Raw genomic sequence first — 24892 nt, 5'->3', positions numbered from 1 at the left:
TTAAACACGCCGGAAAGACGCAAAGTGGTCGAAAATCCGCAGTCCTGACGCAGCCGGGCCCGCTGGTTGGAAGGTTTCGTGCCCGCCGCTACCTCAGGTGCCGGGCGGCCCGCCGCACGGAGGCGCCGATACGTTCCAGCCGCTCCGAGTCCAGCTTCCACGCCTGCCAGTACAGCAGGACATCCTCATGGGCCCGGCCGTCCAGCAGCACCAGCGCTCCGTCGTCGAGGTCTGTCCCCAACTGCAGTTCCGGCAGCATGCCCCAGCCCAGTCCGGCGCGGACCGCAGCCAGGAACGCTTCAGAGGACGGGACGGTGTGCCGGGGCGGATCCCCCGTTGTACCGCGGACCCGCAGGAACCGGCGCTGCAGCTCATCCTTGGCGTTGAACCGAACCACGGGCATCGCTTCCCAGTCGATCCCGCCTGCTCCGGTAAAGCGTTCCCGGAGTTCCGGCGTGGCCACCGGGAGGTAGCGCATGGCCCCCAGCGGCTGGACCCGGCATCCGTTCACCGGGGCCGGTTCGGCGGTGACGGCGGCAATAACGTCGCCGCTGCGCAGGAGCCGGGCACTGTGGTCCTGATCTTCCACATGCAGGTCCAGTGTGCTGTCGGTCCAGCCGGCTGCATCCGAGAGGACCGGCAGGAACCAGGTGGCAAGGGAATCCGCATTCACGGCCACCGGCGTCGTGGCCCGGGTGGATGATCCGCCGGCCAGTGTGTGCCGCGCTTCGGATTCCAGCAGCTGCACCTGCCGGGCCATCCTCAGCAGCACGGCCCCGGGCTCCGTGGGGGTACACGGTGCTCCGCGCCGGACCATGATCTGCCCCTCAGCGTTTTCCAGCGCCTTAATGCGCTGGCTGACGGCCGAGGGGCTGATGTGCAGCCGGTCCGCGGCCGCTTCGAAGGTTCCCTCCTCGACGACGGCGGACAGGGCACGCAGATGTTCAAAGTTCATGAAGCAAAGCTAATGCATCCTGAAAAAGAATCGTTGGTCTGATTCGCATCGGAGAACTACGTTGGAAGCATGTGGAGCATATCGGCAACCGGCATGGTCACCGGACTGGGATTGATTGTGGCCATCGGGGCGCAGAACGCCTTTGTGCTGCGCCAGGGTCTGCGCCGGGAGCACATTGGAACCGTCACGGCCCTGTGCATCATCAGCGACGCACTGCTGATCTTCGGTGGGACTGCCGGGATCGGCGCGCTGGTGAGCCGCTTTCCCGCAGCGTTGGAGATCCTCCGCTGGGGCGGCGCGGCCTACCTCACCTGGTGGGGTATCCGTTCCCTGGTTTCTGCCCTGCGCCCCTCGGCTCTGACCGCCCAGGCGCCGCGCAGCAAAGGCACCGTCATCCTGACCACGCTGGCGCTGACCTTCCTGAACCCGCACGTCTACCTGGATACGGTGGTGTTGCTGGGGAGCCTGGCGAACCAGTACGGACCGGACGCCCGATGGACTTTCGCCGCGGGCGCCGCCGTCGGCAGCCTTTTCTGGTTCACGGCACTCGGTTACGGCGCGCGCTCACTGTCCGGTGTGCTGAACCGGCCGAGGACCTGCCAGGTGGTGGACCTGCTGATCGGCATTGTCATGCTGGTCCTGGCCGCGCGGCTGGTGCTGGGCTGAGGAAACCCCGGCAGGGTCCGGCACCGCCGCAGCCCGGTGCCGCCCCGTAATAAAACGGCGTCCGGGCCGGCGGACGTGGAAGCATTTCCTCCATGACTGATGAACCGTACCGCCTGCTGCATACCGCCCCTCCGGTGGAGGCCTACCTCCGGTTGCGCGCGGAGTCCGGGCTCAGCCCGAAGCGTGCGGACCAGGCCCGGGCGGCTCTACCCGGCAGCTGGGCGGCCGTCCACATTGTCGAAACAGCCACCGGGACGCCGGTGGCCATGGGACGGGTGATCGGTGACGGCGGCTGGTACTTCCATATTGCGGATATGGCCGTGCTGCCCGGCCACCAGCGGCAGGGACTGGGCGACCGCGTGCTCACCGAGCTGCTGGCCCAAATTCGGGCCGAAGCCCCGGCCGGCGCCTGGGTCACGCTGATGGCGGATCCGCCCGGACGGCGCCTGTATGCCCGGCACGGTTTCCTCGAAACCGCGCCGGACTCCCTGGGCATGGCCCTGACCCTGTAATCAAGACGTGCGAGGCCTGTTGTCCGGGGCCGTGGTGGTGCGGGCCTGAGCCGTCTTCGTACGGGTGCCAAGGGACGGGATGTTCAGGGCGGCCACAGCGATGCTGCAGACCAGCAGCGCCATCCAGACCCACCCGCCCACGTGGCGGTAGGCGTTCGCAAAGTCCGCCGAGGCTGCGGACAGGATCGTGCCAACCACCGCGATGCCCAAGAGCTGACCGGTCTGCTTCGACGTCGAGAAGAGCGACGAGGCCAGACCCGCCTCCGAGTCGGGAAGCGCTGCGAGCTCCTCCACGCTGAGCGGATCGTTGAGCAGTCCGTAGCCGAAACCGAAGACCACGAACGACGCCGCCTCCACCCACAGCGAGCCGTCCGACCACAGCAGCAGCATCACCGAGCCCAGTGCCATGATCCCTCCACCCGCCACCAGGTCCTGCCCCGCCCGACCGGCCGCAACGATCCGCCCGGACAGCTGGGCAGAGACCAGTGCGGCGATCGCGAGCGGAAGGAGGAAGATGCCCGCTTCCAGCGCGCTCTCCCCGCGGATCGAGCGCAGATACTGCGGGGCGATGTAGAAGAACCCGGCGGCGGCGGCGAAGCCGATGATCGAGGTGAGCGACGCCCGGACGAAAGGGCGGTCAGCGAAGAGGCGGAGCGGGATCAGGGGATCCGGGCGGCGCCGGGCACGCAGCAGCCAGACGATGAGGAGGACGGCCGCGGCCCCGAGCGAGATCAGGATCGGTGCAGAGGTCCAGCCCAGCTGTGTGCCCTCGATCATCGCGAAGGCCAGCGCGGCGAGGAACCCCGACACCAGTAGCTGCCCTACGACATCGAACGGGAGCGGCGAGGGGTTGCGCGACTCCTTGACGGCAATTGGCACCAGGGCCAGGCCGATGAGGGCTACCGGGACGCTCATCCAGAACACGCCGCGCCATCCGAAGAACTCGCTGACGACGCCCCCGATGAAGGGTCCTGCGGCCAGGGCGACGCCGCCGATCGCGGCCCACCACGCGATCGCGCGGACCCGCACAGCGGTGTCGGTCGACCGGGCAGAGACGGCGGCGAGCCCCGACGAGGCGAGCATGGCTGCGCCGACGGCCTGCACGACGCGGCCGACGATGAGCACGACAACATCGGGACTCAGCGCGCAGACGACGGAGCCGATCAGGATGACGGCGAGTCCGGCAAGCAGGATGCGACGGCGACCGAGTCGGTCCGCCATGTTGCCCGCCGCTGTCAGGAGGCAGGCGAATGCGAGGACGTAGACCCCGACCGTCCACTGCAGCATCGTCATCGAGGAGCCGAACTCCTTCGCGATGTCGGGCAGGACGATGCTCACGATCGAGCCGTTGACCGTCAGGACGAACTGCGCGATGCAGCACGCAATCAGCGCGACGACGGCTTTGCCCGCCGGCTTCATGAACGACCAGACGTGTGGACCGGGGCGAATGCTGCTTGCCGGCTGCACCCTGCGCGGTGACTCATGGCCCCAGTGTGGCACCACCCACAGCGGATGCGGAGCGGGTCCGGCGGAAAACTGCGTGTCTTCCAATAACCCGCTCCGCAGCCTCTCGGCATCGATCCCGCCGAACTTCCCTGGGCATGGCCCTGACCCTGTAGTCCCCCCGTCCCCCGCAAGCGCAGGTCAGGGGTGTTTCCCCGCGGACGAACGTGTGGCGGTCACCCAGCGCAGCAGTGAGTACAGCAGCTGTGAGGCCCCGGGCATAAACCCGGATCCGTGGTGGTACACCGGGTCCATGGTGGTCACCAGCAGACGGGCGGGCTGGTTGACCTCATCCACATACATCAGGGTCCCCACCTCGGCACCGTCCTCTTCCATGACCACCAGTGACCGGGCCCCGGGGCGCGGGTGCAGCAATCCGTGATGGTGCCAGGACACGGACCACGGGGTAAAGAACTCCCACATCGGGTCCTCCGGCAGCCGCAGCCGGGTGCCGTTGTCCTCGCCCGTGCGCCATTTCCAGAACACTGTGGGCCGGAAGGTGTAGCCAACACCGGGCAGCCATTGCTCCACCTTGTTTTCGCCCAGTACGATCACCGTTTTCCCCGGATCCTCCAGCGCCGCAAGCAGTGCCGGGACAAAACGCTCCAGCTGGCCCTGGTGCAGCCGGTCGCTGACCAGCACCACGTCCAGGTCCGCCAGCACGGCCGGATCAGCGTCCGGGAGGTACACGGATTCCAGCCGGTAGGGTGCCAGCGCCGGATCAGCAAGGGTGCGCAGCGGCTGGAAGGCGCCGCAGTGCAGCAGCCCGATCCGCGGCGCAGCACCCGGTGCCCGGGATTCGCGGGATTCGCGGGATTCGCGGGATTCGCGGGAAACCCTAGCATCGCGGGCTGCGCGGGCGACGGCGGCATCCGCCGGGGCGGCGGCGGGGAGAACGCGGACGACGGCGGCATCAGTGCCGCCGTTCTGCGCGCCGTTGCGCACGCTGGTCCCGCCGTCCCGTCCGCCATCGTTCCGTGCGCCGTCGTTCCGTCCCGCTTCGAGCCATGCCACCAGGTTCGGGCCAAGCACCCGGGTGCTGTAGCCGTCGTCGCTGAAGCTCTCCAGGTCATTGCCGCCGTGCACCAGCACTTCGCCGGCGCCGATGCGGTAGGCGTAGTCCAGCGGCAGCCGGTAGGAGCCAATGCCGGTGATGACCTGGGCTCCTTCGGGCAGGTCCAGGTGGTAGCCGCGGCCGTAGAAACCGGCTACGCCTATCTCCTCCAGCCGCTCATAGCTGTGGATACCGGGCACGCCGGTGCGGTAGTGCAGGTCCCGGTCATCGATCCCGTTCCAGACCGGATGCTCGCTGACGGCGTGTGGACGGACATCCTGCGCACCGCGGAATTCCAGCTTCCGCCACACGGCCAGCCCGTCGATGAACGGCTTGACCACCTGGCCGTTGACCAGCACCCGGCCGCCGGAGCGGACAAAAGCCGTCAGTTCCTCCCGGTAGCGGCCCAGCAGCAGGTGGTCCACACCGCCGCTGATCACCAAGCCGTTGGCGGAGAGAATCCGGGCCCGCGCGGCGTCGTTGGTCAGGTCGTAGGCATCGGCGTCGGAGATGGCACCGCGCCAGGACGGGTCGGCCTGACCGCGCATGGGCGTGCCGCCGATCAGTCGGATAATCACGGAAGGTCCTTTCGGATAGGCAGGGGAAGGTCAATCAACGGTGCCCCAACGGCTTCGGGCACCGGGCAGGCGCGGCAGGACGGGCCGAAGTCCGGGACCGCGATCACGCGTTCGCCCGAGACGGTTCCCACGGTGGGGGTACAGATGGGCAGGCCGTACACCTCGGACAGGGCGGGGCCGGTAAGCAGTTCATCGGTGGGACCCCAGCGGACGTCATGGCTGCCGACAAACAGCAGCACATTTTTGGACACGTGCAGGGCGTGGTCCGGGTGGTGGGTGGTCATGATGATGCCCATACCGTCGGAGGCCAGGCCGGACAGTACCGCCAGCACGCGGGACTGGTTGTTCAGGTCCAGGGCGGAGGCCGGCTCGTCCAGGATCAGCAGCTCGCAGCCGGAGGCCACCGCCCGGGCAATCAGTACCAGCTGCCGCTGCCCTCCGGACAGCTCGGAGTAGTCCCGTTCCGCCCAGGCGGCCACGCCCACCCGCTCCATGGCGGCCTCGGCGGCGTCATGGTCCTCGCGCCGCGGAGTCTGGTAGGCCCGCAGGTGCCGGGTGCGGCCCATCAGCACCATTTCGGCGACGCTGAAGGAAGGCCCTGCGCCGTGGTCCTGCGGCACGTAGCCGATCCCCGGGGCGCAGGACACGGATCCTTCGCGCGGGGCCAGCAGGCCGGCCAGGCATTTGAGCAGCGTGGTCTTGCCCCGGGCGTTGGGCCCCAGGATGGAAAGGATTTCGCCGGGCTGCAGTGTGAAGCCCAGGTTGCGGAACAGCCAGGGCCGCAGCCGTGAGTAGCGGAACCCCAGGTCCGCCACCTGCATCAGCGGGTCCTGCCCCTGGTTTCCGGACGCGGGGCGCGGCATGGAAAGTACGGTCATGAGACCTGCCCTTTCTTCTGTGATCGGGCCAGCAGCGCCACGAAAACGGGCGCGCCGATAATGGCGGTGAGGATGCCCAGCGGCAGTTCGCTGCTGGTGATGGAGCGGCTGAGGGTGTCAATGAGCATCAGGTACGTGCCGCCCAGCAGCAGCGACGCCGGCAGCAGCACCCGGTGATCCGGCCCCACCCAGAGCCGGGCCAGATGCGGAACCACCAATCCCACCCAGCCGACGGCGCCGGCCACGGCCACTGTCCCGGCGGTCATCAGGGCGACGGCGCACAACAGCAGCACGCGCGAACGCTGCGGGTTCACGCCCAGCGCGGCGGCGTCGTCGTCGCCCAGCGAGAGCACGTTCAGCCGCCAGCGCAGGGCGAGCACGACGGCGGCGCCCAACGCCACCGGGACCAGGGCGGTGAGCACCTTGTCATAGCTCGCTGCGGCAATGGAGCCCAGCAGCCAGTGCACAATCGAGGGCAGTTCGGAGTACGGGTCCGCTATGTAGGTCATAAAGGAGACCAGGGCGTTGAAGAAGGCTGCCACCACAATTCCGCCGAGCACAATCATCAGCATCGCGTTGTCCCGTCCGCCCAGCCGGCCCAGCAGCAGCACGCCGGCCAGGGCGGCGAGGCCGAACCCGAAGGCTCCGCCCACCATCCAGCCGCCGGAGAGGCCAAGGGTCAGTACCAGCACGCCGCCAAAGGATGCCCCGGCCGTGACGCCGATAATGTCCGGGCTGACCAGCGGGTTGCGGAACAGTGCCTGCAGGCAGGCACCTCCCAGCGAAAGTGCCCCGCCCACCAGGAAGGCCAGCAGCACGCGCGGAAGCCGCACGTCCAGGACCACGGTGGCTTCCTGGTCAGTCCAGGTCCGCCGGAGCATTCCCTCCCCGCCAAAGACGGTGGTGGCCTCATTGGCGAGGATGCGCAGGATCTCGTTCGGGGGAACCCAGTAGCGGCCGGCGGCCATGGACACCAGGGCCACCGTGCAGAGGATCAGGAAGCACAGCAGCAGGATCAGCCGGCGGCGTGCAGCTGTGGGGGTTCCGCGGCGTGCTCCGGCCGGTGGTGCGGGGACTTTCCGCGCGGGACCAGCGGCGGGTGCCGTGCCCATCTCAGCGGCGGAAGACGTCGTAGCCAACACTGGCACCGTTCATGTCCAGCCGCAGGGCGGCGTCGATCTGCCCTTCGGAGACGTCGTATCCGTAGAGGTAGCTGATCTTTTCCTTCATGGCGGCACGCAGTGTGTGGCCCGTGCGGTCGGGGTGGTAGATTTCCGCCGCCCACTGCCACATCAGCGGCGACTCCGCGCAGGGCACCTCCCAGCGGTAACCGCCCAGTGGGGCCTTGTAGACCCGGCGGTTCTTCACGGCGGACACCGAGGCAAGGGACTTGTCCGCATAGACCTCTGCAGGAGTGCGGGCGTCGAAGCCGCCCAGTGTGATGACCTCCGGATCCCATTCGATCAGCTGTTCGGCACTCACCACGTTCTCGGCGGAGATGTTGTCTGCGGCCATGTTCTGCCCGCCGGCCAGTTCCATCCAATAGTGCATGTAGGAGGTTTTGTTCGAGGCCGAATAGCCGTCACCGGACTGGCCCAGGTGCACCACCCGAACGGGCGTTGTGACGCCGGAAAGTTCCTCCTGCAGCCGCGAGATTTCGGTGTGCATCCAATCGACAATTTCGGTGCCGCGCCCTGGCTTGCCGAGGATGGTGGAGAACAGGGACACCCAGGTTTCCAGGTACTCCTGTGTGCCGTAGAGCAGGCAGACGGTCTTGAACCCGGCATTTTCGAGCGGCTCCACGAGGCCGTCGCCCTGGTCCGCCCACTGGAAAACAACGTCGGGTTCCAGGTCGGTGATGGTTTCAATGTTCGGCGTGAAGCTGGACGGGGAGATGGTGGTGGTCTTTTTTGATTCCGGGAACATCTCGCCGAACAGGCCCTGCTGGTTGGCCTGCAGGGTGGACTCATTGATGCCCGCAATCCGGCCGTAGCCGCCGTCCACGGCAGCCAGCATGGACGGGGAGGGGATCACGGTGGTGGCGATTCGCTGCACCGGAGCGTCAAAGGACACCTGCACGCCGCGCATGTCCGTCACGGTGAAGCTTCCGGACCCGGCGGAGGCTGCCGGGTTGCCCGCACCCACGGTCTCCCGGGATGAGCAGGCGCCAAGCGCCAGGGCAAGGAAGCCCAGACCGGCTCCGCCAAGGACGGTTCGGCGCGAAGGCCCGATGGAGGACATGGACGGCGGGACGCTGGGTGCGGGCAAGGGTGTTCCTATCACTCTGAAGTAAGGCTGTCCTAAATCGGACAAACAACATCAGACCACACCCGAACGCATTAGCTCATATTTTTATGTCCTAATTACAGTGTGAATTGTGTCGCACCGTTCCCTAGCCGGGCTAGCCTTCAGGAGGACTAGGATTGGGCGAATGGACATCCCCCAGCAGCCCGGCGATCAGGGCGGGTACTGGTACACCCCGGATCCGGAGCACCCGCGGGCCCGCGACGTACTCGACGCCGTGCGGAGCTACCGTGCCACCGAAACGCAGATCCGCCGGCGCACCCAGGACTCCATGGGCATGAATGAGAATGACCTGCTTGCCATGCGCTACCTCATGCAGGCACGCCAGGCGGGCGGAAGCCTGGGACCCAAGGACCTCAGCCGGCTGCTGGGCATTTCCACTGCCTCCACCACGGCGCTGATTGACCGCCTGGAACGTGGTGGCTATGTCCAGCGGCGCGCACGCCCGAATGACCGGCGAGCCTGGGAGATTGTCCCTACCGAAACGTCCGATGAGGAAGTCCGGGAGACCGTTGGGGACATGCACCGGCGCATGATGCAGGCCGCCGCCGAACTCTCCCCCGCCGAGGCCGACGTCGTCATCCGCTTTATGAACCGGCTGCGGGATTCACTGGAAGAGCCACCGGCGGACGCCGCCCCGACACCCACCCCTTAGGCCACTTCACCCGGCTCCGCCGGAAATGCCACCCGCTTCGGGATGGCCAGACCAGACACCGCCACTCCCCCTCAATGGACATACATACGCCCGGATTACCTTTCGCTTTGCTATTATCTAGATAAACTAACTAAAGGTTTACGAATCACTGGGGGACAACATGGCCGGAGCGGGGGCTGCATCGACGGCGATTTCCCGGTCCCTGCCCGCAGAGAAGGGCCAAACAGACAGCTCCGGATTCAGTGCCCATGTACTCTTTGACGGCCGGTACTGCCTGGATGAGCCCATTGGGCGGGGCGCCGCCGCCTACGTCTGGCAGGCGACTGATCTGGCATCGCTGTCCAAAGTGGCCGTCAAGATTTTTTCTGCACCACTCGGCCATTCGCCCGAGGGTCACGAAGCGTCCCGGGAGGCAGCAGCCCTGGCGGCAGTGAGCAGCGATCATGTGCTCCAGTTGGTTGCCCACGGCGCCATCAGCCATCCGGAGACCGGCGTGCAGACGCCCTACCTTGTCATGGACCTGGTCCCCGGCGAGAACCTTCGGCGGACTGTCGCCCGGTTCGGACCGTATTCTCCCTCAGCAGCGGCGGACCTCGGCCGCCAGCTTGCGGAGGGTCTGTCGGCAGTGCATACAGCGGGCTACATCCACCGGGACATCAAGCCTTCAAACATCCTGCTCGACCCGGGGTCGGGGACCGCGAAGATTGCCGATCTGGGAACAGCCGTGGACGCCCAGGGCGGCGGGGAGCAGCAGTCCTACGGGAGCCTGCCGTATATGAGTCCGGAACAGGTCCACGGAACAGACCTGACCGGCGCCACCGACGTGTACTCCCTGGGACTCGTCCTGCTGGAGTCCATCACGGGTGTCCGTGCCTTCGACCTGCCGCAGGTTGAATCCATGGTGGTGCGGACGGTCCGGGGTCCCCAGATTTCCGCCGGGCTGCCCGCCGGCTGGATTCAGCTCCTCACTGCCATGACCGCCCTGGAACCGACAGACCGGCCGACGGCGAACCAGTGCCGGCAGGCGTTCGTTGCCCTGGCAGCGGACCACAGCGGTTCCCGGGCAGCCTAGCCCGGGGAACACGCCTATCCCAGCCGGCCGGTCATCCGATTCCGCATCTGCACGCTGGCGTCATTGAGCCCGGCAATCTGCACTTCGGTTCCGCGCCGGCGGTACTTTTCCGTGACCGCATCCAGGGCGGCCACCGTGGAAGCGTCCCAGACATGCGAACCGCTGAGGTCAATGACCACACGGGCGGGATCGCGGACATACTCAAACTGGGAGTAGAGATCATTCGAGGAGGCGAAGAACAACTCGCCGTTGACCGTGTAGGTGGCCACGGCGCCGTCGTCGTCAACCGTGCGGTCCACGGTGACGAAGTGGGCTACCCGCCGGGCGAAGAGCACCATGGCCACGAGCACTCCGACGCCGACGCCGATGGCCAGGTTGTGGCTCCAGACCGTGACGGCGACGGTGGCGAGCATAACGGCGGTCTCGCTCTTCGGCATCATCTTCAGTGTGGACGGGCGGATGCTGTGCCAGTCGAAGCTGGCCACCGCCACGAAGATCATCACGGCCACCAGGGCGGCCATGGGAATGACCGCCACTACATCGCCGAACACCACCACCAGTACCAGCAGGAACACGCCGGCGAGGAAGGTGGAAATCCGGGTGCGGGCGCCCGAGGCCTTCACGTTGATCATGGTCTGCCCGATCATCGCGCAGCCACCCATCCCGCCGAAGAATCCGGTCACAATGTTGGCCGCTCCCTGGCCCCAGGCTTCCCGGGTCTTATTGGAGCGGGTGTCAGTGACGTCATCCACCAGCTTGGCCGTCATGAGGGATTCCAGCAGTCCGACAAACGCCACGGCCAGGGCGTAGGGGAAAATCACCTGCAGGGTGTCCAGGCTAAACGGGACGTCAGGCAGCAGCAGGGAGGGCAGGCTTTCCGGCAGTTCGCCTTTGTCCCCGACGGTCGGCACGGTCAGGGACGCTCCGACGGTAATGGCGGTGAGCACCACAATGGCCACCAGGGATGCCGGTACCGCTGTGGTGAGCCGGGGAAGGCCGAAGACAATCAGCAGCCCCAGCGCCACCAGCGGGTAGACCAGCCAGGGGACGCCCAGCAGCTCGGGCACCTGTGCAACGAGGATCAGGATGGCCAGCGCGTTGACGAAGCCCACCATGACCTGGCGGGGAATGAAGCGCATGAGTTTCGCCACCCCCAGCACGGCCAGCAGCACCTGGACGACGCCGGCCAGCAGCACGGCGGCAATCATGTAGTTCACGCCGTGGGATGCCACCAGCGGTGCGATGACCAGGGCCACGGCGCCGGTGGCGGCGGAGATCATTGCCGGGCGGCCGCCGAGGAAGGAAATGGTCACGGCCATGGTGAAGGCGGAGAACAGGCCGATGCGCGGATCCACCCCGGCAATCACGGAGAATGCCAGCGCCTCGGGGATCAGCGCCAGGGCCACGACAAGCCCGGCCAGGACCTCGGTTTTGAGCAGTTTTGGTGACCGCAGGGTGCGCAGGACGGACTGGCGCTCTTCGGGCGTCAGCGCCGTCGTCGTGCTCGGCTCAGCAGGAGGAATAACTGGTTTGGTGGCCACCGGGCTCCGTTTCGCAGGGTTCGCGGGCAGAAAGGCCCAGCCCAAATTTAAGCCCGGGCACCCGATATCCTGAAACCGTGATGCAATCCCCGCTTCCCGTGCGCAACGGAGTCAATGCCACCCGCCTGCGCCTGCCGCCAGAGGGGCCGTGGAAGACCGCCATGGACTATGTGCTGGAGCGTTTTGGCCATGTGGATCCGGACGGGATTGTGAACCGTTTTGAGCGCGGCGAGGTGGTGGGCCTGGGCGGTGTTCCGCTGACCGCAGCCACGCCCCTGAACGAGCACACCTTCATCTGGTACTACCGTGAGCTCCCGCCGGAAGAGCGGATACCCGTGGACATCGGCATCCTGCACCATGACGAGAACCTGCTGGTGGTGGACAAGCCGCATTTCCTGCCGACGACGCCGGGCGGGATGTATGTGGCCGAGTCGGCTCTGGTGCGGCTCCGGGTGCAGCTGGGAATCCCGGACCTGATTCCGATGCACCGGCTGGACCGGATGACGGCCGGCGTGCTGCTGTTTTCCACCAACCCCGAGACCCGGGGCAGGTACCAGATCCTGTTCGAGAAACGGCGGATCAGCAAGGAGTACGAGGCCGTGGCCCCCGTCCGCGAGGACCTGGCGCTGCCGCTGACCGTCCGCAGCCGCATGATCAAGTCCCGCACCTATCTGCTGGCCCAGGAAGTGGACGGCGAGCCGAATGCGGAAACCCTGATTGAGCTGATGGAAAGCCGGGACGGACTGGGCCGGTACCGGCTGTCCCCGCACACCGGCAAAACCCACCAGCTCAGGGTGCATATGGCGTCCCAGGGCATCGGGATCCTCAACGATTCCTTCTACCCCGAACTGCTGCCGCAGGCACCGGATGACTATGCCAGGCCGCTGCAGCTGCTGGCCCGGTCGGTGCGCTTTACGGATCCGCTGACCCGTGAGCCGGTGGAGTACCGCAGCCGGCTTTCCCTAGACGCTTTTCCCGGCTGATTCTTCTGGGCCTTCCGGTGCCTACAGCACCGTCCAGCGTCCGCGCATCCGGCGGAGCACCCGAAGGTCCCGGCCGTTGGCTACTTCCTCGACGGCGGCGCGCATGTTGATGGCGGCACGGCGGGCGCGGGAGTTTTCCACGGAGAATTCGTCATCCGGGACGGTGAACCGCAGCGTAATCCGCGGCACCCCGGAGACGATGTCCAGCTGGTTTGCCTCAACATGGTGGGCCGATCCCAGGGCGGCGACGGCTGTTTCCATTACTGCCTCGGGCGGGTTGCCCGGCTTCAGACCGAGGATGTTCAACTGCACACGGAAAGAAGGCATGGAACCAGCCTAGTGCCGCCCCGGGAGTGACCTTGGGCAGGAATTAGCGCTCTGCGTCCGGGTCCGGCACGTCTTCAGGATCAAAATCGGCCAGGGGGTTGCCACCGAGGTGCGCCGGGTCGTCGCTGGCGTCTTCCTCGTCACCCACGGTCGGATCACCGAAATCAACGTCGGACGCCGCTTCGCCGATGGTGGGTTCCTCCGGCGGAATCTGGCTCTCGCCGTCGAGGAAGCGTTCCTCAGCCGTCTCCTCGCGCAGGGCCTGGTCGGAGAGGGCGCCGGGCTCATCCAGCGGAGCTTCTCCGCGGATCAGCGGGTCTGCCTGCCAGTTGTCGGGGTTGTCTTCGGCCGCGCCGGGATAGGTGAGGTCTTCGGCGTCCGTCAGCTGGTCCTGCTCCAGCAGCTCGTCTTCGGAGACCACCGTCAGTTCGTCCGGGGTGGCAACCGCTGCGACGTCGTCGGCCAGAACCGGATCGTCGCCGAGTTCGGGATCAGGAATGCTCTGCTCGCTCATAAACCTTGCCTTTCACGTCCGGGAAACCGGACCGCAACCCGTGCGGCCCATTTAGTAAGCCTACTGATTCATCCGGGCCGGTGCCACCCGCAGGGGATGCGAACCGCCGGGTACACCCTGCTGTTCACTGCATCTGCAGGCCGGTTCCGCGCGCGTCATTATGCCCGTGCAACCCGGGATTGGGACAACTATGACCTCCATTCCACCCCGGATTCCCGGGCTTTTCTGAATTACGTCATGAAATATTGACGTAATTCGCCCGAGTGGTCCACTGTTTCTTCGTTACCTTTCCGAAATGCACTTTCAAGGGAGTCCGCAGTGTCCTTGCTGCATCACGCCGGCCCGTCCGGCGACATCCGTTTCCACGTTGACGAGGCCTTCGCAGGCGGGCATTTGTTCAATGCCGGCAACAGCGCCCGCTATGCCGCCGGTATGCGTCTGGCCATCGATGCAGTCGCGGCAAAAGTCGAAACCGCTGCCGGCCCGTTCAGCGGCATTGCGCCGGCAGATCTGGCCCCGGCCGTGGCCGGCGTGGATCTGGACACCCCGCTGCCGGACACCGCCGCGGCCCTCGCCGAGCTGGAATCGGTGTACCTGCGCGATGCCGTGTACTTCCACCACCCCAAATATGCCGCGCACCTGAACTGCCCCGTGGTTATCCCTGCCCTGGTGGGCGAGGCGATCCTTTCAGCGGTGAACTCCTCCATGGACACCTGGGACCAGAGCGCCGGCGCAACCCTGATTGAACAGCGGCTGATCCGCTGGACCGCAGACCGGCTCGGACTCGGACCGCAGGCCGACGGCGTGTTCACCAGCGGGGGCAGCGCCTCCAACCAGCAGGCACTGCTGATCGCACGGAACCGCGCGGTGGCAGCGCTGCGCACGGACCCCGGCCATAAAGGGCGGCGGCTGCCCGAGCTGCTTGGCGGGCTGCGTATCTTCGCCTCGGAAGCCAGCCACTTCAGCATCCGCAAATCCGCATCGATGCTGGGCCTGGGGTACGACGCCGTCATTCCGGTTCCGTGCGACGCCAACCGCCGCATGGACATGCAGGCCCTCGAGGCAGCCATGTCCGCGAGCGCTGCACGGGGCGAACGCGCCATGGCGGTGGTCGCCACCGCCGGGACCACGGATTTCGGCAGCATCGATCCCCTGCTTCAGACCGCCCGGCTGGCCGAGGAGCACGGCGCATGGCTGCACGTGGACGCAGCCTACGGCGGCGGGCTGATCACCTCCCGGCGCCACCGCCACCTGCTCGACGGCATCGGCGCCGCAGACTCAGTCACGGTGGATTACCACAAGACGTTTTTCCAGCCGGTCAGCTCCAGCGCCCTGCTGGTCCGCGAGGCCGCGATGCTCGGGCACGTGACCTACTACGCCGACTACCTCAATCCCGAAAGCGCCGCCCGGGACGCCATCCCCAACCAGGTGGACAAGAGCATCCAGACCACCCGCCGGTTTGATGCACTGAAGCTCTGGCTCACCCTGCGGATCATGGGGGCCGACGGCGTGGGCGCACTTCTCGACGCGGCCATCGATCTGGCAGCCGCCACCGGGGAGCTGGTGGAAGCCGACCCGGACTTCGACACCGCAGCACCTGTCCAGCTGAGCACACTGGTCTTCCGGTACCGGCCGGCCGGCCCGGACGGGCGGAAGGTCGATGAGGAGACGTCCGACGCGCTGAACCTGCACATCCGGCGGGCCCTCTCCGCTTCGGGCAAGGCGCTCGTGGCCGGCACCACTGTGGCCGGACGGCACTTCCTGAAGTTCACCCTGCTCAACGCGGACACCACGCTGGAGGACATGCGCCAGATCCTCGCGCTCATTCGCCGTGCCGGAGCCGACTACCTCGCCGGAGCCGCAGCATGAGCGCCGCGGAAGCCGCTGCAACCGAACCACTCTATGACCTGCTGGGCATCGGCGTCGGGCCCTTCAACCTGGGTCTGGCCGCACTCACTGATCCCCTGCCGGAACTGAACACCCTGTTCCTGGACAGCAGCAGCGGCTTTGACTGGCACCCGGGCATGATGCTCGAGTCCGCGCACCTGCAGGTGCCGTTTATGGCCGATCTGGTGACGCTGGCCGATCCGTGCTCGCGCTATTCCTTCCTGAACTTCCTCAAGCAGACCAACCGGCTGTACCGGTTCTACATCCGGGAGAACTTCTATCCGCTGCGGGCTGAGTTCAACGCGTACTGCCGCTGGGTAGCCGATCAGCTCCCCGGCGTCCGGTTCGGGCACCGGGTCACCGGCATCGTGCACCTGTCCGACGGCGGCGAATCCGTGTACGAGGTGACCGCACAGAGCGCGGCAGGCATCCGGAGGTACCGGACCCGGCGGCTGGTGCTGGGCACCGGGACCCGGCCCTACCTGCCGCCCGCCGCGCAATCCCTGCGGCAGACCGGCGCCACCGTGCTGCACAACAGTGACTACCTGGCACGCAAACAGGAGCTGCAGCAGAAGCGATCCATCACCATTGTCGGGTCCGGCCAAAGCGCCGCCGAGCTGTACCTGGACCTGCTGGAGGAGATGGACGGCCACGGGTATGAGCTGAACTGGGTCACCCGGTCCGGCCGGTTCTTCCCGCTGGAGTACACCAAGCTCACCTTGGAAATGACTTCGCCGGACTATGTCGACTACTTCCATGCCCTGCCCGGGGCGTCCCGCGACCGGCTCATCGCGCAGCAGAAGAACCTGTACAAGGGCATCGATTCCGATCTGATCAACACCATTTACGACACCCTGTATGCCAAGAGCCTGCGCGCGGAACCCCGGACCCGGCTGCTCACCCACCTGGAGCTGCGCGGGGCAACAGTCAACCCCGCGACGGGAGCATCCACGCTGGAGCTGCACCACACCGAGCAGGACCGCCCGTTCAGCCTGCAAAGTGACGCCGTGGTCCTGGCCACCGGCTACACCTACCGGGAACCGGAGTTCCTGACAGGCATCGCACAGCGGATCCGCCGTGACGCCGCGGGACGCTTCGACGTCGACCGCTGGTACGGAATCGGCACCGAACCGGCCGAAATTTTCGTGCAGAACGCCGAACTGCACACCCACGGTTTTGTCACCCCGGACCTGGGGATGGCCGCCTACCGCAACTCCGCGATTATCCGCGCCGTGCTGGGCCGGGAGGTCTACCCCGTGGAAACCTCCATCACCTTCCAGGAGTTCGGCGCCCCGCAAAACACCGCGGTGCCGGTCCAAGACGAACCTGCCGAGCAGTCGGAGGCCCGCGCATGAACTTCAGCTTCACTCCCGTGAACCCCGCCGCCGACGCCCCGCTACTGCACAGCTGGATGACCCGGGACTACGCAAGGTTCTGGGGCATGCTCAATGCCTCTGTGACCGACGTCGAACGCGAATACACCGGCATTGCCGCCAACCCGCACCACCATGCCTGGCTGGGCCGCGGGGAGGACGGCACCCCGGCGTTCCTGGCGGAAAGCTACGCCCCGGCGCATTCCCCGCTGGCCGGAACCTATCCGGTGGAGAAGGGCGATCTGGGAATGCATCTGCTGGTGGGGCCGCCGGATGCACCGCAGCCGGGCTTCACATCCGCTGTGTTCCGCGCCGTGCTGGAGTTCCTCTTCGGCGATCCCGCCGTGGACCGGATTGTCGTGGAGCCGGATGTCCGCAACACCAAGATCGCCGCCCTGAATGCCCGCTTCGGATTTGTCCCGGACCGGCTCATCGAACTGCCGGACAAAACCGCCAGCCTCAGTTTCTGCACCCGCGCCGGCTTCGCCGCTGCGCTCAAAGGAGTTACCCCGTGACACGCACAGCCGCCCCCGCTGCCACACCCGCTGCCCCGGCCCCTGGCCCGGAAACCACCTCACCCGGCACCACCTCACCCGGCACCACCGCACACCTCACGCCCGAGCGCTGGAACCGCGCCAACCGGCATCTGGTTCGCAAGGCGATTGCCGAGTTCTCCCACGAGCGCATCCTGCAGCCGTTGGAAGAAACCGGCCGGGACGGCATGTTCCGGCTGACGTCGGATGACGGCCGTGCCGTATACCGGTTCCGGGCCACCGTGCTTGCGCTGCAGCACTGGAATGTCGCCGCCGAGAGCATCGAACGCACCCTGGACGGGGCCGGCGCTGCCCTGGACGCCTTGGATTTCATCACCGAATTCGCCGGCACGCTGGGCATCAATGAGCAGATGCTGCCCGTGTACCTGGAGGAGATTTCCTCCACGCTCGCCTCCGCCGCGTTCAAGGATGCCCCCGATGCTCCGGACTCCGGGCTGCTGGCAGCCGGTCTTACCGGCGGCGCGGATCCGGCAGCGGATTTCCAGGCCGTGGAGCGTTCCATGACCGAGGGGCATCCCTGCTTTGTGGCCAACAACGGGCGGCTGGGGTTCGGATCCGGTGATTACCTGGCCTACGCCCCGGAAGCGGGCGCGCCTATCCGGCTGGAGTGGATCGCGGTACGGGCGGACCGGACCCGGTTCACTGCGGTGGCCGGGATGGATTACCGGCGGCATCTGCACAAGGAACTCGGCGCCGCCACACTCGCGGCCTTTGAGTCGGCCCTCGCCGCCGCCGGCCTGGACCCGGCCGGCTACTACTATCTGCCCGTCCACCCCTGGCAGTGGCGGAACAAGCTCAGCGTCACCTTCGCCGCCGACGTCGCCAACCGGCACATTGTCCATCTGGGCACCGGCGAGGACACCTATCAGGCCCAGCAGTCCATCCGTACCTTCTTCAACCGGTCCAAGCCTTCCCGCTGCTACGTAAAGACCGCACTGTCCGTGGTGAACATGGGCTTTATGCGCGGCCTCTCCCCCGAGTACATGGTGGCTACCCCGGCGATCAATGACTGGCTGCACGGCCTGGTCTCTGCGGATCCCGCCCTGCAGGCGGCGGACTTCCGGATCCTGCGCGAGGTGGCCGCCATCGGATACACCAACCGCTACTACGACGCCGCGGCGCCCAAGGGCTCCCCGTACCGGAAGATGCTGGCGGCGCTATGGCGGGAAAGTCCGCTGGACCAGCTCGACAACGGCGAGCAGCTGGCCACCATGGCCTCCCTGCTGCACACGGACGCGGCCGGGACGCCGTTTGCCTCGGCGCTCATCAGCCGGTCCGGTCTGCCCGCCCGGCAGTGGCTCCGCCGGTACCTGGAGGCCTATCTGGTGCCGCTGCTGCACTGCTTTTACGCCTATGACCTGGCCTTTATGCCGCACGGAGAAAACCTGATCCTGGTGCTGCGCGACGGCGTGCCGCAGCGGGTCTTTATGAAGGACATTGCCGAAGAGATTGTGGTGATGGGCGAGAAAGTGGAACTGCCCGAAGAGGTATCCCGTGTCCGCGTGCAGATCCCGGCGGAGGAAAAGGTCCTCTCCCTCTTCACTGATGTCTTCGACTGCTTCTTCCGCTTCCTGTCCGCCCTCCTGCATGAGGACGGCATCCTGGACCAGCAGGACTTCTGGGCAGAGGTGGCCGAGACCGTGGCGCAGTACCAGGACGCCCATCCCGAATTTGCCGGTGATTTTGCGGCATCGGATCTCTTTGCGGAGGATTTCGTCCTCTCCTGCCTGAACCGCCTGCAGCTGCGCAACAACCAGCAGATGCTGGACCTTAGCGATCCGTCCGGCGGCCTGCAGTTCTCCGGGCGCATCCCCAACCCGCTGGCCGGGTTCCGTCCGGCGTCGCGCGGGCACTAGCCCACCCCTGTCTGCTGCCGGTTTGGGAAATCCCTCCGCTGCGAAGTGGCAGGGGTTTCCCAAACCGGTCGCTTTCTCCCATACCGGCAGCGAATGCGGCGCCGAAGGGGGCCTGGAGGAAGGCGGCTTTAATATTCCCGCGAGCTCTGCGAGCGCGGAATTTCGTTGCCGCCGTTCCAGGCCCCCGCAGGCGCCGGGACGGGACAGAGCACTACCGCAGCGCGGAAACCCCGGTAATGTCCCGCCCGACAATCAGGCTGTTGATTTCGTAGGTGCCCTCGTAGGTGTAGATCGCCTCCGCGTCGGCGAAGATCCGGGCCATCCGGTAATCCGTGACTATCCCGTTCCCGCCCAGCAGGCTGCGGCCTATCGCCACGCTTTCGCGCATCCGTGCACTGGCGTAGGACTTGGCCAGTGCAGCCCGGGCCATTTCGCCGGGTGAACCGCTGCGCGCTGCGTAGCCGCCGTGTTCCAGTTCCGTGACCCGTGCCAGCATTCCGGTGCTGGCCACCGTGTTGCCCAGCATCTGGACCAGCTGCTGTTGGATGAGCTGGAAGGAGGCGAGCGGGCGGCCGAACTGCAGGCGCCCGACGGCGTAGTCCCGGGCGACGTCGAACGCGGCCATCTGCGCGCCCACTGCCTGCCAGCCCACCATGATCCGTGAGCCGCGCAGCAGCTGCTTGGTGTCATCGAAGCTGTCCACGCCGGCGAGCAGGTCCGCTTCGGGCACGCGGACATCGGTCAGGACAATGTCCGCGTTCTGCACGGTGCGCAGTGCGGTCTTGTTTTCGATCCGGGTCCGGGTGACGCCGGGCAGGTTGGCGTTCAGCAGGAACCCGCGGGTCCGGCCGGTTCCCGGCTCCTTCGCCCACAGGACCATGTAGTCGCAGAAGGTCCCGTTGCCAATCCAGCGTTTGGTGCCGTTGAGGATCCAGGTGTCCCCGTCCCGCACCGCGGTGGTGGCCATCCCGCCGGCGACGTCGGAACCATGCTCAGGCTCGGTCAGTGCGAAGGCGCCGGTGATGCGCAGGGCCCGTGCGTCCTCGAGCAGCCGGTCCTTCTGCTCCTCGGAGCCGAAGGCATGCAGGGCCTCCACAAACAGGTCATGGTGGACCATAAAGAAGGTGGCAATGGAGGTGTCCGCACGGGTAATCTCCGCGATCACCAGTCCCGCGAACAGCGGCGAGTACCCCTGCTGTACGGGTGTGGACAGGCCCAGGTCCGCCAGTTTCGGCAGCAGCTCCGCCGGGAAGCGGGCCTCGTTCCACCAGGTGTCGGCGTACGGGAGCACTTCATCGGCGAGGAAGCGGCGCAGTTGCGCCAGTTTCTCCTGCTCGGTTTCACTCAGCAGACCTTCGAAACCGTAAAAGTCGGCGTCGGGCAGATTCAGTTGCGGGGCGTGCGTCATCAGGGTCAGCGCGGTCCCATCCGGATGGCGCCGTCCAGCCGGATGGTTTCACCGTTGAGCATCTGGTTCTCGATGATGTGCGCGGCCAGGGAGGCGTACTCCGTGGCCCGGCCCAGCCGCGAGGGGTGCGGAACCTGTGCGGCCAGCGAGTCCTGGGCGGCCTGCGGCAGCCCGGCCATCATGGGTGTCTCGAAGATCCCCGGCGCAATGGTGACCACCCGGATCAGGTGCCGGGCCAGTTCGCGGGCCATGGGCAGGGTCATTGCGGCAACGCCGCCCTTGGACGCGGCGTAGGCGGGCTGGCCGATCTGCCCGTCAAAGGCCGCCACGGAGGCGGTGTTGATGATGACCCCGCGCTCCTCGGTGCCGTTGGCCGTCACCGGGTCCGTTTCGGCCATCGCCGCGGCGGCCAGCCGGGACACGTTGAACGTGCCGATCAGGTTGACGCTGACCACCCGGGCGAAGTCCTCCAGCGGCAGCACACCGTCGCGGCCCAGGACCTTCCCCGGGGTGGCGATACCGGCGCAGTTCACGGCCACCCGGAGCGGCCCTGCGGCCATGGCGACTTCCACGGCGGCCTGCATCTGGTCCGGATCGGTGACGTCGCCGGGGACAAAGTGCGCGTTGTCGCCCAGTTCTTCGGTGTAGGCGAGCCCGCCGGACTGCGGCAGGTCCACCACCACCACGGAGGCGCCGGCGTCGTAAAGTTTCCGTGCCGTGGCCCGGCCGAGCCCGGAGGCTCCCCCGGTCACTATTGCCGACGCACCTGCGATGTCCATGCATTCCTCCTGAAGTACCGAATTCGAACCGGGGTACCTGCCCCGGCCGCCGGAGAACTGTCGCGCAGATCACACCGGCAGGTCGAGCCTACTGTGCGCGGGCCGGTGCCGCATCCTCGGCTGCTGGTCTAGGGTGGGCGCATGCTCTTCGAGGATCCGGACATGGATGCCGACGCCCGCGCCGAGGCGGCCGGCGCTGCCGTGAGCGCCGCCTTTGGCCGCCAGCTCGCGGGGCTGCCGGGAACCCATCTTGCCGCCACCAGCCGGCCGGCGTCCCGCCTGCAGCAGCTGCGTCAGCCCTGGCACTACTGGTGGCAGGCGCACTATGTGGATGCCCTTCTGGACGCCGCCCTCCGCGAGCGCCGCACCGGCACTCCGTTCCGCGGTCCCGATCTGCCGTCCGCAGCGGACCTGGCGGCCACCCTGGTCAGGACCATCGGCCTGCGCAACCGGATGCGCTACACCAACCGTTTCTACGACGACATGGCCTGGCTCGCCCTGGCCGTTGGCCGGCTGAACCTGCTGTCCGGATCGCGGGACCGGCAGCGGCCCTACCGGAAAATCCTGCAGGCGCTGAACGCCGCGCTGGTCTCCGCGCACACGCCGGAACTGGGTGGCGGGTTGTACTGGAACCGGGACCGGACGTTCAAAAACACGCCGGCCACCGGCCCGGCGGCCCTGCATTTTGTCCGAAGCGGTTCCCGGGACCGTGCGCAGGAACTGGTGGACTGGCTCAACGCCACGCTGATAGATCCCCAGACCGGCCTGTACATGGACGGCGTGAAGATGGTGGGCGGGCATCCGCAGCTGGAATCCCGGGTGTTCAGCTACAACCAGGGCCCGGTCCTCGGTGCCCTGCTGGAGCTTGGCGGCAGCGCCAACCTGTCCCGGGCAACGGACCTGGTGAACGGCGTGGCCGCGCACCTGACGGATAACGACGGCGGGGTGCGGGTTTTGCGCACCCACGGCACCGGTGACGGCGGGCTCTTCACCGGCATCCTGGCGCGGTACCTGGCGCAGGCGGCGGTGTCCCCCGCACTGCCGGAATCGGACCGACGCACGGCTGCCGCGCTGGTGGATGCCACCGCGCAGGCACTCTGGGACGGGCGGAGCAAACGCGGTGACTGGCTGGTGTTCGGCATCCGCCCGCTGGAACCGGCAGCGGCTGCCTACCCGGGCGGTTCCGCCGTCGGGCTCTCCACCCAGCTGCAGGCCTGGATGATCCTGGAGGCCGCCGCCCGCGTGCACCGGGCGGGCGCGGACCCGGACTAACCCGTGCCGGTTCCGGCCGGGGATCCCCGGCGGTTCAGCTGACCTTTAGCGGATGCTGCGACGCGGCGGCCGTCGGGTCCAGGTCCGCCAGGGTGATGAGGTGTTGCGGATGCTCCGGCAACGGGAAGCTCCTGTCCACCTGCAGGTTGCTGTCCACATGCAGCAGCTCCCCGGAATCCAGCAGCCGCCAGTTGGGATTGGCATCCATCTTTTCCGTCGCCAGCAGAACCGCGGGCCGCTGCTCCCGGCCCATCTGCTCGCTGTGGAGGGAGATCCGCTCGCTGTGCTTTTCGTTGTGGGGGCCTTCCGCCGCCTCCTGCAGGACATACAGCGGGTGCGTGTCCGGGTAGCGGACGGCCCAGACGTCGGTTGGTGTGGTGAGGATGATGTTCACGGCATAAAGCCGCAGGTTCCGGGCCACCCAGGTCAGTGCCGTGCCGATGGCCGCGCCCACGTTTCCGCCGTTGTTCCTTGCCTCGGCGGTGATGAGGGCAAACACGCGTTCGCTGTCGGTTTCGCCCCGCACCAGGTCATAGGCATCGAGCTGGCGCAGCCGGTTATCCAGCACATCCAGGTCTTCCACCACCCCGTTGTGCGCCAGCAGCCTGTTGTCCTGCACAAAGGGGTGGGTGTTCACCGCGGTGTTTCCGCCGGTGCTGGCGTAGCGGACGTGGGCAAGGAAGGTTGTGCTTTCCAGCTCCCGTGCTTCCTGCGCGTATTTCACGTCCTCATACGCGGCTACCGGGGCCTTGTCGACTTCCGGTGTTCCGTCCGGGGCAAAGGTGCCTATCCCGAACCCGTCGGCTTCCTTGCGGCTTTGCCGGGCCAGGCTGTCCGGTGCCGTCAGCAGCCAGAAGGTCGCGTGGACGGGGGTTTTCCCTGCGTGCATCCCAAAGAGCCGGCACATCGTGGACCTCCTGGTTGGATCCTAAGCGTCCCGCGGGCCGTCGGCGGATGGCAAGGGCCCGGGCATTCGTTTCTGCGGGTAGGGGGCACGCTGTTCGCTCAGCATCTGCACAAAGGCGGCAATCCGGCGTTCGCGGGCGGCCTGCGTTTTGAGGGTTTTCAGCCGAAAGTACAGCGCATACCGGTTCTGCGCGGTCAGGACGTCATACATCGCCTGGGCCTCGGGGACCTGTGCGATGGCCGCGCGCAGGTCATCGGGGATTTCAGCCGCCGCGGACCCGGCATACGCGGCATCCCAGCGCCCGTCCACCTTGGCACTGAGCACCGCATCCCGGCCGGCCGGATGCATCCTGCCTTCCGCTTCGAGCCGGGCAATATGCCCTACGTTGCGCAGCGACCAGATGCTGCGCGGACCACGTGGCTGGAAACGCTGCAGGTAGCTTTCCTCGTCCCGCTTGTTCGCCTGCCCGTCAATCCAGCCAAAGCACAGGGCTTCGTCCAAGGCAGTGCGGTACGTCAGGCTGGTGACGCTGCCGCCCTTGCGGCCCAATACCAGACGCACTCCCTGGGACTGTGCGTAGCTGTGCTCCAGCCACTGCCGCCATGCCCCCGCGTCCGGCAGGAGGAGCTCGGGAAACTCCCGTGTCATGGCCCAAGTCTAGGCACCGGCGGAGGGGGCGGGAAGCGTCCGGTGCGGTTCCGCACCGGTTCAGCCGATGGCCGAAGCCCAGCGTGCCGAATGACGGGTGCGGGGGCTTTGGGGTAGAACACTCCTATGAACGTTCGTACTCCTGATCCCTATCCAGGCTGGCTCTCCGAGGAAGACCTCTATGAAGCCAGGCAGCGGCTCCCCATGGTTTACGTGGAAGCAGTGCCGGTCCGCTGCGACCCGCTGGGCTACGTCACGGAAGTCGGGCTGCTGCTGCAGGCCACACCCGAAGGCCGGATGGTGCGTTCCTTCGTGTCCGGGCGCGTGATGTACCGGGAGACCATCCGGGGTGCCCTGCTGCGCCACCTGGAAAAGGATCTTGGGCCGCTTGCCCTCCCGCAGCTGCCGCCCACCCTGGTGCCGTTCGCCGTCGCCGAGTTCTTCCCGTCGCCGTCGCAAAGCGGGCTGACGGACGAACGCCAGCATGCCGTGGCCCTGGCCTACCTGATTCCGGTGACCGGTGAGTGCAGTCCGCGCCAGGATGCCCTGGAACTGTCCTGGCTCACTCCGGAGGAAGCCCTGAGTCCGGAAATCTATGCCGAGTTCTCCGGCGGCCGCGGCGACCTGCTCCGTCAGGCCCTCGCCTCGGCCGGATGGGGCCGCTGA

Annotated in this window: 24 protein-coding genes; 11 read left to right on the top strand and 13 right to left on the bottom strand. The window is 67.0% G+C overall.

Annotated features, from left to right (window positions below; all coding sequences use genetic code 11):
* Positions 1 to 88: 88 nt before the first annotated feature.
* On the bottom strand, positions 89 to 955 hold the full coding sequence (locus MUK71_RS01915) for a LysR family transcriptional regulator ArgP (RefSeq protein ID WP_227929356.1): 867 nt from the start codon (positions 953 to 955) through the stop codon (positions 89 to 91).
* A gap of 69 nt (positions 956 to 1024) precedes the next feature.
* On the opposite strand from MUK71_RS01915, the gene MUK71_RS01910 reads away from it, so the two are divergent.
* Together MUK71_RS01910 and MUK71_RS01905 are read left to right on the top strand one after the other, a co-directional pair.
* Positions 1025 to 1621, top strand: a complete 597-nt coding sequence (locus MUK71_RS01910) for a LysE/ArgO family amino acid transporter (protein ID WP_227929355.1) — start codon at positions 1025 to 1027, stop codon at positions 1619 to 1621.
* Between the two features lie 92 nt (positions 1622 to 1713).
* Complete coding sequence (locus MUK71_RS01905) at positions 1714 to 2133, top strand: GNAT family N-acetyltransferase (RefSeq protein ID WP_227929354.1); 420 nt, start codon at positions 1714 to 1716, stop codon at positions 2131 to 2133.
* Here the strand turns inward: MUK71_RS01905 and MUK71_RS01900 are convergent, their stop codons facing one another.
* From MUK71_RS01900 to MUK71_RS01880, 5 genes are all read right to left on the bottom strand, one after another.
* Positions 2134 to 3684, bottom strand: coding sequence for an MFS transporter (locus MUK71_RS01900; protein WP_227929353.1), 1551 nt, complete (start codon positions 3682 to 3684; stop codon positions 2134 to 2136).
* 93 nt (positions 3685 to 3777) lie between these two features.
* Positions 3778 to 5268, bottom strand: a complete 1491-nt coding sequence (locus MUK71_RS01895) for a hypothetical protein (protein WP_227929352.1) — start codon at positions 5266 to 5268, stop codon at positions 3778 to 3780.
* Positions 5265 to 6146 (bottom strand): ABC transporter ATP-binding protein, encoded by an 882-nt coding sequence (locus MUK71_RS01890; protein ID WP_227929351.1) that lies wholly within the window; start codon positions 6144 to 6146, stop codon positions 5265 to 5267. Before MUK71_RS01890 ends, MUK71_RS01895 begins: the two co-directional genes overlap by 4 nt.
* A complete protein-coding gene (locus MUK71_RS01885) occupies positions 6143 to 7285 on the bottom strand; it encodes a FecCD family ABC transporter permease (RefSeq protein WP_227904939.1) in 1143 nt (380 codons plus the stop codon). The genes MUK71_RS01890 and MUK71_RS01885 overlap by 4 nt, the downstream gene beginning before the upstream one ends.
* On the bottom strand, positions 7260 to 8414 hold the full coding sequence (locus tag MUK71_RS01880; RefSeq protein WP_227929350.1) for an ABC transporter substrate-binding protein: 1155 nt from the start codon (positions 8412 to 8414) through the stop codon (positions 7260 to 7262). The genes MUK71_RS01885 and MUK71_RS01880 overlap by 26 nt, the downstream gene beginning before the upstream one ends.
* 163 nt (positions 8415 to 8577) lie before the next feature.
* On the opposite strand from MUK71_RS01880, the gene MUK71_RS01875 reads away from it, so the two are divergent.
* Both MUK71_RS01875 and MUK71_RS01870 read left to right on the top strand, forming a co-directional pair.
* Positions 8578 to 9105: a MarR family winged helix-turn-helix transcriptional regulator gene (locus MUK71_RS01875; protein ID WP_227929349.1), complete on the top strand. Its 528-nt coding sequence runs from the start codon at positions 8578 to 8580 to the stop codon at positions 9103 to 9105.
* 160 nt (positions 9106 to 9265) lie between these two features.
* Positions 9266 to 10177 carry a serine/threonine-protein kinase gene (locus tag MUK71_RS01870; protein WP_227929348.1) on the top strand — a complete coding sequence of 304 codons (912 nt, stop codon included), beginning with the start codon at positions 9266 to 9268 and terminating at the stop codon, positions 10175 to 10177.
* A 14-nt stretch (positions 10178 to 10191) separates the two neighbouring features.
* Here the strand turns inward: MUK71_RS01870 and MUK71_RS01865 are convergent, their stop codons facing one another.
* Positions 10192 to 11718: a SulP family inorganic anion transporter gene (locus MUK71_RS01865; protein WP_423724624.1), complete on the bottom strand. Its 1527-nt coding sequence runs from the start codon at positions 11716 to 11718 to the stop codon at positions 10192 to 10194.
* Between the two features lie 80 nt (positions 11719 to 11798).
* Here MUK71_RS01865 and MUK71_RS01860 point away from each other — a divergent pair, with 80 nt between their 5' ends.
* The gene (locus MUK71_RS01860; protein ID WP_227929436.1) at positions 11799 to 12701 is read left to right on the top strand and encodes an RluA family pseudouridine synthase; all 903 of its coding nucleotides are present in this window, start codon (positions 11799 to 11801) and stop codon (positions 12699 to 12701) included.
* Positions 12702 to 12722: 21 nt separating this feature from the next.
* Here the strand turns inward: MUK71_RS01860 and MUK71_RS01855 are convergent, their stop codons facing one another.
* Both MUK71_RS01855 and MUK71_RS01850 read right to left on the bottom strand, forming a co-directional pair.
* Positions 12723 to 13028 (bottom strand): hypothetical protein, encoded by a 306-nt coding sequence (locus tag MUK71_RS01855; protein ID WP_227904933.1) that lies wholly within the window; start codon positions 13026 to 13028, stop codon positions 12723 to 12725.
* A gap of 43 nt (positions 13029 to 13071) precedes the next feature.
* Positions 13072 to 13542: a hypothetical protein gene (locus tag MUK71_RS01850; RefSeq protein ID WP_227929347.1), complete on the bottom strand. Its 471-nt coding sequence runs from the start codon at positions 13540 to 13542 to the stop codon at positions 13072 to 13074.
* A gap of 324 nt (positions 13543 to 13866) precedes the next feature.
* Between MUK71_RS01850 and MUK71_RS01845 the strand changes: the two genes are divergently transcribed.
* From MUK71_RS01845 to MUK71_RS01830, 4 genes are read left to right on the top strand one after another with little or no spacing between them, the layout of a single operon-like run.
* On the top strand, positions 13867 to 15411 hold the full coding sequence (locus tag MUK71_RS01845) for a pyridoxal phosphate-dependent decarboxylase family protein (RefSeq protein ID WP_423724625.1): 1545 nt from the start codon (positions 13867 to 13869) through the stop codon (positions 15409 to 15411).
* The gene (locus MUK71_RS01840; protein ID WP_227929346.1) at positions 15408 to 16784 is read left to right on the top strand and encodes a lysine N(6)-hydroxylase/L-ornithine N(5)-oxygenase family protein; all 1377 of its coding nucleotides are present in this window, start codon (positions 15408 to 15410) and stop codon (positions 16782 to 16784) included. The genes MUK71_RS01845 and MUK71_RS01840 overlap by 4 nt, the downstream gene beginning before the upstream one ends.
* Positions 16781 to 17317, top strand: a complete 537-nt coding sequence (locus tag MUK71_RS01835; RefSeq protein ID WP_227929345.1) for a GNAT family N-acetyltransferase — start codon at positions 16781 to 16783, stop codon at positions 17315 to 17317. Before MUK71_RS01840 ends, MUK71_RS01835 begins: the two co-directional genes overlap by 4 nt.
* Positions 17314 to 19212, top strand: coding sequence for an IucA/IucC family protein (locus tag MUK71_RS01830; RefSeq protein WP_227929344.1), 1899 nt, complete (start codon positions 17314 to 17316; stop codon positions 19210 to 19212). The genes MUK71_RS01835 and MUK71_RS01830 overlap by 4 nt, the downstream gene beginning before the upstream one ends.
* Before the next feature lie 211 nt (positions 19213 to 19423).
* On the opposite strand, the gene MUK71_RS01825 is transcribed toward MUK71_RS01830, so the two are convergent.
* Together MUK71_RS01825 and MUK71_RS01820 are read right to left on the bottom strand one after the other, a co-directional pair.
* Complete coding sequence (locus tag MUK71_RS01825) at positions 19424 to 20620, bottom strand: acyl-CoA dehydrogenase family protein (protein ID WP_227929343.1); 1197 nt, start codon at positions 20618 to 20620, stop codon at positions 19424 to 19426.
* Between the two features lie 5 nt (positions 20621 to 20625).
* Positions 20626 to 21399, bottom strand: coding sequence for a 3-hydroxyacyl-CoA dehydrogenase (locus MUK71_RS01820; protein ID WP_227929342.1), 774 nt, complete (start codon positions 21397 to 21399; stop codon positions 20626 to 20628).
* A gap of 141 nt (positions 21400 to 21540) precedes the next feature.
* On the opposite strand from MUK71_RS01820, the gene MUK71_RS01815 reads away from it, so the two are divergent.
* Complete coding sequence (locus MUK71_RS01815; RefSeq protein WP_227904917.1) at positions 21541 to 22671, top strand: glycoside hydrolase family 76 protein; 1131 nt, start codon at positions 21541 to 21543, stop codon at positions 22669 to 22671.
* Positions 22672 to 22705: 34 nt separating this feature from the next.
* Here the strand turns inward: MUK71_RS01815 and MUK71_RS01810 are convergent, their stop codons facing one another.
* A complete protein-coding gene (locus MUK71_RS01810) occupies positions 22706 to 23578 on the bottom strand; it encodes a class II glutamine amidotransferase (RefSeq protein ID WP_227929341.1) in 873 nt (290 codons plus the stop codon).
* Positions 23579 to 23599: 21 nt separating this feature from the next.
* Positions 23600 to 24226, bottom strand: a complete 627-nt coding sequence (locus MUK71_RS01805; protein ID WP_227929340.1) for a YdeI/OmpD-associated family protein — start codon at positions 24224 to 24226, stop codon at positions 23600 to 23602.
* Positions 24227 to 24352: 126 nt separating this feature from the next.
* Here MUK71_RS01805 and MUK71_RS01800 point away from each other — a divergent pair, with 126 nt between their 5' ends.
* Positions 24353 to 24892 carry an NUDIX hydrolase family protein gene (locus MUK71_RS01800; protein WP_227904911.1) on the top strand — a complete coding sequence of 180 codons (540 nt, stop codon included), beginning with the start codon at positions 24353 to 24355 and terminating at the stop codon, positions 24890 to 24892.

The sequence above is a fragment of the Arthrobacter zhangbolii genome, from assembly GCF_022869865.1.
In the GTDB taxonomy this organism is placed as follows: Bacteria; Actinomycetota; Actinomycetes; order Actinomycetales; family Micrococcaceae; genus Arthrobacter_B; species Arthrobacter_B zhangbolii.
This window is presented reverse-complemented; position numbering and strand designations above follow the sequence as displayed.

Excerpts from the sequence above, each read along its gene's own strand:
- MUK71_RS01805 (WP_227929340.1), bottom strand. The coding sequence starts at position 24,226 with ATGACACGGGAGTTTCCCGAGCTCCTCCTGCCGGACGCGGGGGCATGG.
- MUK71_RS01875 (WP_227929349.1), top strand. The coding sequence starts at position 8,578 with ATGGACATCCCCCAGCAGCCCGGCGATCAGGGCGGGTACTGGTACACC.
- MUK71_RS01850 (WP_227929347.1), bottom strand. The coding sequence starts at position 13,542 with ATGAGCGAGCAGAGCATTCCTGATCCCGAACTCGGCGACGATCCGGTT.
- MUK71_RS01810 (WP_227929341.1), bottom strand. The coding sequence starts at position 23,578 with ATGTGCCGGCTCTTTGGGATGCACGCAGGGAAAACCCCCGTCCACGCG.
- MUK71_RS01870 (WP_227929348.1), top strand. The coding sequence starts at position 9,266 with ATGGCCGGAGCGGGGGCTGCATCGACGGCGATTTCCCGGTCCCTGCCC.
- MUK71_RS01815 (WP_227904917.1), top strand. The coding sequence starts at position 21,541 with ATGCTCTTCGAGGATCCGGACATGGATGCCGACGCCCGCGCCGAGGCG.
- MUK71_RS01910 (WP_227929355.1), top strand. The coding sequence starts at position 1,025 with ATGTGGAGCATATCGGCAACCGGCATGGTCACCGGACTGGGATTGATT.
- MUK71_RS01855 (WP_227904933.1), bottom strand. The coding sequence starts at position 13,028 with ATGCCTTCTTTCCGTGTGCAGTTGAACATCCTCGGTCTGAAGCCGGGC.
- MUK71_RS01915 (WP_227929356.1), bottom strand. The coding sequence starts at position 955 with ATGAACTTTGAACATCTGCGTGCCCTGTCCGCCGTCGTCGAGGAGGGA.
- MUK71_RS01835 (WP_227929345.1), top strand. The coding sequence starts at position 16,781 with ATGAACTTCAGCTTCACTCCCGTGAACCCCGCCGCCGACGCCCCGCTA.
- MUK71_RS01800 (WP_227904911.1), top strand. The coding sequence starts at position 24,353 with ATGAACGTTCGTACTCCTGATCCCTATCCAGGCTGGCTCTCCGAGGAA.
- MUK71_RS01860 (WP_227929436.1), top strand. The coding sequence starts at position 11,799 with ATGCAATCCCCGCTTCCCGTGCGCAACGGAGTCAATGCCACCCGCCTG.
- MUK71_RS01840 (WP_227929346.1), top strand. The coding sequence starts at position 15,408 with ATGAGCGCCGCGGAAGCCGCTGCAACCGAACCACTCTATGACCTGCTG.
- MUK71_RS01905 (WP_227929354.1), top strand. The coding sequence starts at position 1,714 with ATGACTGATGAACCGTACCGCCTGCTGCATACCGCCCCTCCGGTGGAG.
- MUK71_RS01825 (WP_227929343.1), bottom strand. The coding sequence starts at position 20,620 with ATGACGCACGCCCCGCAACTGAATCTGCCCGACGCCGACTTTTACGGT.
- MUK71_RS01890 (WP_227929351.1), bottom strand. The coding sequence starts at position 6,146 with ATGACCGTACTTTCCATGCCGCGCCCCGCGTCCGGAAACCAGGGGCAG.
- MUK71_RS01820 (WP_227929342.1), bottom strand. The coding sequence starts at position 21,399 with ATGGACATCGCAGGTGCGTCGGCAATAGTGACCGGGGGAGCCTCCGGG.